Raw genomic sequence first — 6,787 nt, 5'->3', positions numbered from 1 at the left:
GATACGGTCTGCGGAAACAGGGGTTGCATATGCTTGCACACATACTGTGTATAAAAGTGTTTGAGGCATCTGAATCCCTTGCTGTGGAATAGTATGAGGATTGTAATCACCTCGGCTTCAGAGAGTCTACAAGACTTGTTCCGATGCTTTTTACCGTCAGCTATCTGATGTTTCTTCAGCTCTGATGAAAAATACTTGCAAAAGTCGTCTGCGATACAGAAAATTTCCGTAATTTTGTTTTCGGTAATCATAATATAAATTCTTGTAAATCTTGTAATTAGGCACTACTAATTTACGAATTTTATTTGAGATTACCAAGAAGATCAGCCACTTAGTTTGATGCTAAATGGCTGATTGTTTTATTATTATAACTGTGAATCCTTATATCGAACTCACGTTAAATATACAATAAGAACGGCCTGTAGGGACGCTTTGAAAAGCGTCCCTACAGGCCATACAGGCCCATAACGACACCATCCCGACTGGCCAATTATGGGGATTAAAACTCGTGGAAGGTAAGGCTGGATTCGGAGAGTTTTGTACGGAGGACGGGGGTTGGGTTGACGAGCAGGCGACGGAGGTCGGGGAGGAGCAGGAGGGGGAGGTCGTCTTCGTGGTCGGTGGCAACTACGGCGATAATGCACCCATGCTGACGGGCGAAGTCGAGAGCGCGGTCACGCTTCCGCGCACCACGGTTTTCGGCGTAGTCCTTTAGGGTGGAGGATAAAGATGTGGCTGTCCATGCGTCGAAACCGAGTTGCAGGCTGAGTTGGGGGACATAGAGGTCGGGGGCGGCTGTGGCGAGGAGCAGACAGTGGCCGGAGGCTTTCAGCCGCTTCAGTTCGTCGAGCAGAGGGGCATTTACGGCAGGGAGGAGGATGCGATTGGTGAAGTCAGCAAGCTCCGCGTCAGTGACAATCCTCGAGGCGAGACGATGGATGGGATATTTCATCCCTACATGGGAAATCAGCCGGAGACGGCGCGCAGCAAGCAAGGCTATCATCCGCGACAGGGAGGCATAGCGCCCCTCGCGCCTAAGCTTTCCGGCAAGAAAACGGATGAAGAGGCGGAAGGAGTTGCCACGGAGCAGGGTGCCGTCGAGATCGACCACGGCGCAGGGGGTAAGCTCAACACCGTCGGCTGTCATTTTTTCATGTCCATTGACCATGGGAAACGGATTAGGGTTCGGTTATTGTAGAGGCAGTGGTCAGGGCGGATGAGGGGCCGGAGGGTGGTGACTGTTATCACGGCTGTGTGGACATCGGCATCGGGATGCGCCTTGCGGAGAGCCTTGACAATCACACTGAGGGTGACACCGCTATCGACAGCATCGTCCACCACAAGGATTTTCCTCTCTCCATCTCCCACCAAGCCTTGCGGAAGCGCTATGTCGGGCACACATCCTTTGGGTTTGAGGGCAAGCAATTGCGCCTCGGCCATCCTCATGATGTCGAGCACAGGGCGTGGAAGCCGGTGGAGCAGACTGCGGAACTGACTCTTGGAGCGGGTGGAGGGTCGCTGCAATTCGACCACGGCGAGGCGGACGGAGGGAAACGCTGCCATGACTTCGCGGGCGACGTATTCCCCGCCGGTACGGATTCCGACTATCAATTCAGGCATGAAACCGGACGAGATTACCTCATCGGCAAGCCTACGGCAACTTCCGGAGAAGTCAGCTTTGTCAAGTGTGATTACCCTCATCGCGCTTTCCTCCCATAGACCAAAGGTGAAACAATTCTTAAGCCCCCACGTCCGAGATATGACAGGAGGATGCCAATCTTGTTTTTAAGTCTCACGCGAGGATTGAACAGGCTCGCCCGACGGTAGGACTTTATCAGCGCGAAGCAACGGTCGGCCACATCGGCATAACGCCCCTCGCGGTCGTGGATGGCGAGGAGGCAGAGCATATTGAAATTGGCGCTCAGACGGCGGTCGCGCGCAGCAGGGAGGAGCGATGGATGATTTACAGCGATGTATTCCTCCAGTCTCTCGGTCACGGCAAGCACATCGAGGCGCGAGGGAGTGAAGGTGTTGGTGATGCTCGATGGATTGTCGCGGTAGAAATAGACGGGAGCAGAGGTGACGGCGATACGATTCCGCGAAGGGGTCAACTTATAAAAGAGGTCGAGATCTTCGTAGATGACACCCTCCTCAAACTTCATGCTGTCAAACAGGGAACGGTGGTAGAGCTTCCCCCACGGAACAGGGAGAATGTCTGCAGTCTGGTAGAGGACTTTTTCAAACACTTCCTCTCGCTCGTGGATACTGAACTTGGGTCGGCCGGCTGGGGTCGGATAGCTCTTGAACGTAGCCCCGGATGTCCATGCTCCATAGACAAGCTGACAACCACTCTCACGGGCCACATCCATCATGAATCCAATACTCCAGAGATAAAGACAATCGTCACTGTCGAGAAAACTTATCCATTCTCCTGCCGATTGGGCAATAGCAGCATTGCGTGCTGCCGAGACTCCGCCATTAGCCTGCCGGATGGCCTTGATACGACGGTCACGGACTGCAAACTCACGGATAATCTCCGGGGTGGAGTCGGTTGAGCCGTCGTCAACCACAATGACCTCTATGTCCCGATAGGTCTGCGCGAGAGCGCTCTCCAGGGCTTCCCGGAGATAACGCTCGGCATTGTAGGCAGGAATGATGATGGAGACCATTGGGGTACTTCGTACCAAGTATTAAGTATTAAGGGTGAAGTATTAGGGGTAGTATAGAGGGGAAAGTATAGAGTATAGAGAGATGCTATATTTCTGGGTTATTTTTAAACGCTACTTTCATCTATACTGGTATTGCATCTATACTGTTACATCTATACTATCATTTTTTTTGAAGGGGATGGCTATTTTTTGCGCTTTACTGTGTGCTTGAGTTTCAAGACGGCCAAGTTCAGTTCGAGTGTCGTCTCGGAGTCTATGGTTTCAAGGCTGTCGTCAAGCAAATCTGACAGCAATTCACCACTCTGTTCCATCAACGATTTCTTTTTCCGCTCATCGTCCGGAAGTGAAGTCAATGCAGCCACATTGCGCGAAAGCTCACGAAATTTCGCAAAGGTCTCGACAATGCCGATGGTCACCTCTGTCGCAACCGGACTTTTGAGGATTGTAGCAAGCATATAGAGGCCCTTTTCAGTGAACGCTTTGGGCAATACGCGCGATTTCGGGGAGAGATTTGCGATCAAAAATTTTGACCGCAAATCTTCAAGTTCTGATTTTTCAAGCGTTAAGACATAACCAGCAGGAAATTTTTCAGGATTATTTCTCACTGCCTGATTTATCTCTCTGGTTTCAACGCCATACAGTCTGGCGACGTCAACATCAAGAATCACCTGTGATCCACGAAGGTCAATCACAGCATTCTCAATATCCTTGTAAATTGCAATGTTTCCCATGGTAGCCATTTTAGAGAGTGTTTAGTATTGGTGACTTATTGCCGTTGGAGTTCGAAACCTGCGGTCATACCATCATACTTGTTGAGAAGTGTCGACAAGGTCTTGACCGTATTGTTGCCGGTGATTTTGCCTGCTTTCTCAACCAGTACCATAAGCTTGCTCACATCGAAGGTCAGCTCCATCTTATTGCCGTTCATCACGACATAGCTCTCCATCGAACCAATGTTGATTGATTTCAAGGCCTTGAACTGGAAAATAAAGTTTCCGGTCTCAGTGTTTTTGGTAATGACACCGTTCATATTTATCAGACGTGCCTTGAAATTGAAAGTAGAATCATTGTTGATGGTAAGGACGAGCGATGTAAAACCTGCGGTCTTGTAGTAGGGTTCAAGCTTGGCCTCAACCTGCGAGGCAGCGGCAGCGCCACCGGCTTTGAGGAGGAAATTGTCGCTCTGAAACGATACGGCAGGGCCGGCGTAATTCCAGGTGCCGACGAGCTTGTCGACGGTGAGTGTCGACGAGCCGACACCAAGTTTGTTGGCGACACCCGACAGCAATGCGCCGAGACCGCCGGTCGAAGAAGAGCCGGAGTTAGTGGCTGTCGAATCGGTGGCTGTGGAAGCATTGCCAAGTTTGCCTAATACGCTGTTGAGATCCCATTGAGAAGCCATTGAAGGAGTGGTTGCCGACATCATGATGCCGAGAACGAGGAGGAGGGTGTGAAGAGATTTTTTCATATTCAGTTGTGAGTTGTAAGATGTGAGTTGTAAGTTATCAGTTGTTAGTAGGAGAGGGAGATGTGGTCGAGCCAGAGCGTACTACCGATGGATGCTCCGCTGACGGGGTCGGGAGTAGTGATGACGGCTGCGCTCTCCTCCTCAATCGTGCCGATTCCGGCAGAGGAGGCGAACATGACCTTCAGCCCTGTGGCCTTCACGCCAAAATAGTCGTAGGAAAGGGATGCCTTGAAAGCCGTGTAGCTGTTAGCCACCGGCAGATGCGCCACAGAGGAGCCGATGACCACATCCTTCCCGTCAATTTTGCCGTAGACCTCGATTATCGCAAGGCCGGTGTCGGAGGGATCGGAGGTGGAGGGGTTATACTTATAGTAACCGTTGAGCGACATGGGACGCGAACGCCAGTCAACCACATCGTTGTAGGTCTCCTGCATTGTTGCAGGATCGAAGGAATAAGAACCGAGGAAGAGCTTACCGGCTGCGCGCGATGCGATTTCGGGAACGATGGGCGAATATTTCAGATAAGGTTTCCCTGTCTGGGTATAATCAGGAATAATGGGGCCGTTCAGGTCGAAGGCCACGCTTTGCAGACAGACGGCGAAACTTGTCTCCTCAGTGTCGGCAATGGCTGTGAATACGGATGGCTGCATGTACCAGGTGTTGGGATTGGCACTCTTGCGCGAGAATGTCTTCGAGTTGGTATTTGCCCATTCCTTCGGCACCTTCTGGTCAAACGAAGTATGGTTCTGCCAATTGAATATAGCCACTTCAGTCTGTGAATAGCGTCCGCCACTCGGCAGATTTGCATAGATGATGCCCTCCTTGCGCTCCTCGAATTCAGCATTCGGCAGAGCCGGGGTTGATTCGGTGGAGAAACGGAGTTCGGGTGTGAAATCCGCCTCATCAGGACGGTTCATCATCGTCGATGTGAGCGAATAGGTGGTCGAGGGGGTAAGGTTGGTTATTACAACCACTCCACGCTCCGGATAGCGGACAAGGACCGAAGCCTGACGGCCATTGAGGAAGATGTAGAGCCCACGGACAATCGTGGCGACAAGATCCGGGGTAGCCGCATTGACGCGCACACAACTGTAGGTTGCGAAAGCATCCACCTCAAGCTCAAAGGAGGGCATGAAGCGGTTGATGACAAAGTCGGCGCGCACCTCCTTGCAGTAGAGGATGCGGGCGTTGATGTCGGAGGTTGTCTCCGGGATGGCGAAGCGGATTGTATGAAGTCCGTCCGACTCCTCCTCGACAGAAAGGATGGAAGTTTCGGTCCAGCGTCCGGCATCATCAAGAATCTCAATCCCGACGTTCGAAGCGAAGTCGTCGGCAATGGTGGCAACACTTATCTGCGCCTCTTTCTCCCCTACCATGACTGCCGGGACATCGGTGACGGAGATTTCCATCGCCACAGAACGCACCGTAGCCATGACCGGCACCCCTACCCTGCCCTGTGAATCTTCTGCAAGCAGACCGATAGAGGTGATAGCCTGTGCCTCATTGAGAAACACGAGTTTTCCGAGGAAGGTTGAGAAGTCGAGTTCCATCCGTCCCGAATTGCCGGAGACGGCAAGTCCGAGCGACGCAAACAATGCCGATTCCTCCTCGGTCAGATTGAGAAGATCACACTGCCGGGGGACGCCGATGGAATTGAGATAGGTCGAGTTGACTGTCAGCATGAGGTGAGAGAGTGGCGAAAATGAGGATATGCGGGCAATGACAGGGATGTCCGGTATCTCACCTTCGGGCAAAACATACTCCACACCCGGCTCCCACCCTATTGGAGTGATGACCGGCGGCTGCGCCATAAGGAAACTTTCGGTCAAGACCTGCATGGCAATATCATCCCCACCCTTGCAGGTGACCACCGGGTCACCATCGCCGGAGAAGGACAGCGAGAGCTCGTAGGTGTAATAGACCCCGCTCTTTGCCGCCGGAATCTCCACAGCCCGATAGCCTGCTGTCCTGCCATCAGGCAGACCGAGTTCAAGATAGAGGGAAGTATTTCCGGGAAGGAGGTAAAGGATTTCGGACTGAGAAGGGAGATACTCGAAATATCCGCCTCCGTCGGCATGGAGATATGCTTTGACAGAGGTGAAATATTCAATGAACTCCTGCGGGAATATCACCCTGTTGGCCGTGCTGACGGGACGCAGAAGGAAGTCGTGGGAGACAACCGCCCCCGGCAGCATGTCAATTGTCGACTCAGCATCGTAGTATGGCTTGCCGTAACCTTCCTGTCCGTAGCCATAGAACGCTTTCAGAAAATATGTCCCTGCAAAGTAGACATCATTCTGAGGGAATTCATCAAACGAGGGCCAGACATGGGAATACTCCCCGGCAAGAGCGCTCATCGACATGGCCACCTCAGATATGTCGGGAAGCACGAAATCGGTCGTCTCGACCGGGTTGCCACCGGGATATGTAAATGTGTTGTCGATCTTCACATTGACCGACAGGCGCGCCGTACCGGTGTTGACAAGGGAGTCGTTGTCATCACAGGCACACAATATCAACAGACAGCTCAGCCACGGGAACAGACGGAGCAGTCGGGGGCGTAAAAAGTGCATAATAGATTGCAGTGGAAAGAGTGATAATGATTGGACGGGAGCGAGGACGGGCGGCAATAAAGCCGTAAGCGACCAAA

At 52.2% G+C, this 6,787-nt stretch carries 6 protein-coding genes; all 6 read right to left on the bottom strand.

All coding sequences use genetic code 11. From position 1 onward, the window contains the following. Positions 1-499: 499 nt before the first annotated feature. The 6 genes from QZ310_RS08865 to QZ310_RS08840 all read right to left on the bottom strand — a co-directional run bounded on the left by QZ310_RS08865 (position 500) and on the right by QZ310_RS08840 (position 6,710). Positions 500-1,147, bottom strand: a complete 648-nt coding sequence (locus QZ310_RS08865) for an HAD family hydrolase (RefSeq protein WP_297072144.1) — start codon at positions 1,145-1,147, stop codon at positions 500-502. After that, positions 1,144-1,701 (bottom strand): phosphoribosyltransferase, encoded by a 558-nt coding sequence (locus QZ310_RS08860; protein WP_297072143.1) that lies wholly within the window; start codon positions 1,699-1,701, stop codon positions 1,144-1,146. Before QZ310_RS08860 ends, QZ310_RS08865 begins: the two co-directional genes overlap by 4 nt. Next, positions 1,698-2,669 (bottom strand): glycosyltransferase family A protein, encoded by a 972-nt coding sequence (locus tag QZ310_RS08855; protein WP_297072142.1) that lies wholly within the window; start codon positions 2,667-2,669, stop codon positions 1,698-1,700. Before QZ310_RS08855 ends, QZ310_RS08860 begins: the two co-directional genes overlap by 4 nt. A gap of 182 nt (positions 2,670-2,851) precedes the next feature. Next, positions 2,852-3,400, bottom strand: a complete 549-nt coding sequence (locus QZ310_RS08850; RefSeq protein WP_297072141.1) for an ORF6N domain-containing protein — start codon at positions 3,398-3,400, stop codon at positions 2,852-2,854. 35 nt (positions 3,401-3,435) lie between these two features. Further along, positions 3,436-4,137 (bottom strand): DUF4923 family protein, encoded by a 702-nt coding sequence (locus QZ310_RS08845; protein ID WP_297072140.1) that lies wholly within the window; start codon positions 4,135-4,137, stop codon positions 3,436-3,438. A gap of 44 nt (positions 4,138-4,181) precedes the next feature. Beyond that, positions 4,182-6,710: a DUF4493 domain-containing protein gene (locus QZ310_RS08840; RefSeq protein WP_297072139.1), complete on the bottom strand. Its 2,529-nt coding sequence runs from the start codon at positions 6,708-6,710 to the stop codon at positions 4,182-4,184. Between the last annotated feature and the right edge of the window lie 77 nt (positions 6,711-6,787).

The sequence above is a fragment of the uncultured Duncaniella sp. genome (assembly GCF_910577345.1).
Lineage (GTDB): Bacteria > Bacteroidota > Bacteroidia > Bacteroidales > Muribaculaceae > Duncaniella.
This window is presented reverse-complemented; position numbering and strand designations above follow the sequence as displayed.

Excerpts from the sequence above, each read along its gene's own strand:
- QZ310_RS08865 (WP_297072144.1), bottom strand. The coding sequence starts at position 1,147 with ATGACAGCCGACGGTGTTGAGCTTACCCCCTGCGCCGTGGTCGATCTC.
- QZ310_RS08860 (WP_297072143.1), bottom strand. The coding sequence starts at position 1,701 with ATGAGGGTAATCACACTTGACAAAGCTGACTTCTCCGGAAGTTGCCGT.
- QZ310_RS08855 (WP_297072142.1), bottom strand. The coding sequence starts at position 2,669 with ATGGTCTCCATCATCATTCCTGCCTACAATGCCGAGCGTTATCTCCGG.
- QZ310_RS08850 (WP_297072141.1), bottom strand. The coding sequence starts at position 3,400 with ATGGGAAACATTGCAATTTACAAGGATATTGAGAATGCTGTGATTGAC.
- QZ310_RS08845 (WP_297072140.1), bottom strand. The coding sequence starts at position 4,137 with ATGAAAAAATCTCTTCACACCCTCCTCCTCGTTCTCGGCATCATGATG.
- QZ310_RS08840 (WP_297072139.1), bottom strand. The coding sequence starts at position 6,710 with ATGCACTTTTTACGCCCCCGACTGCTCCGTCTGTTCCCGTGGCTGAGC.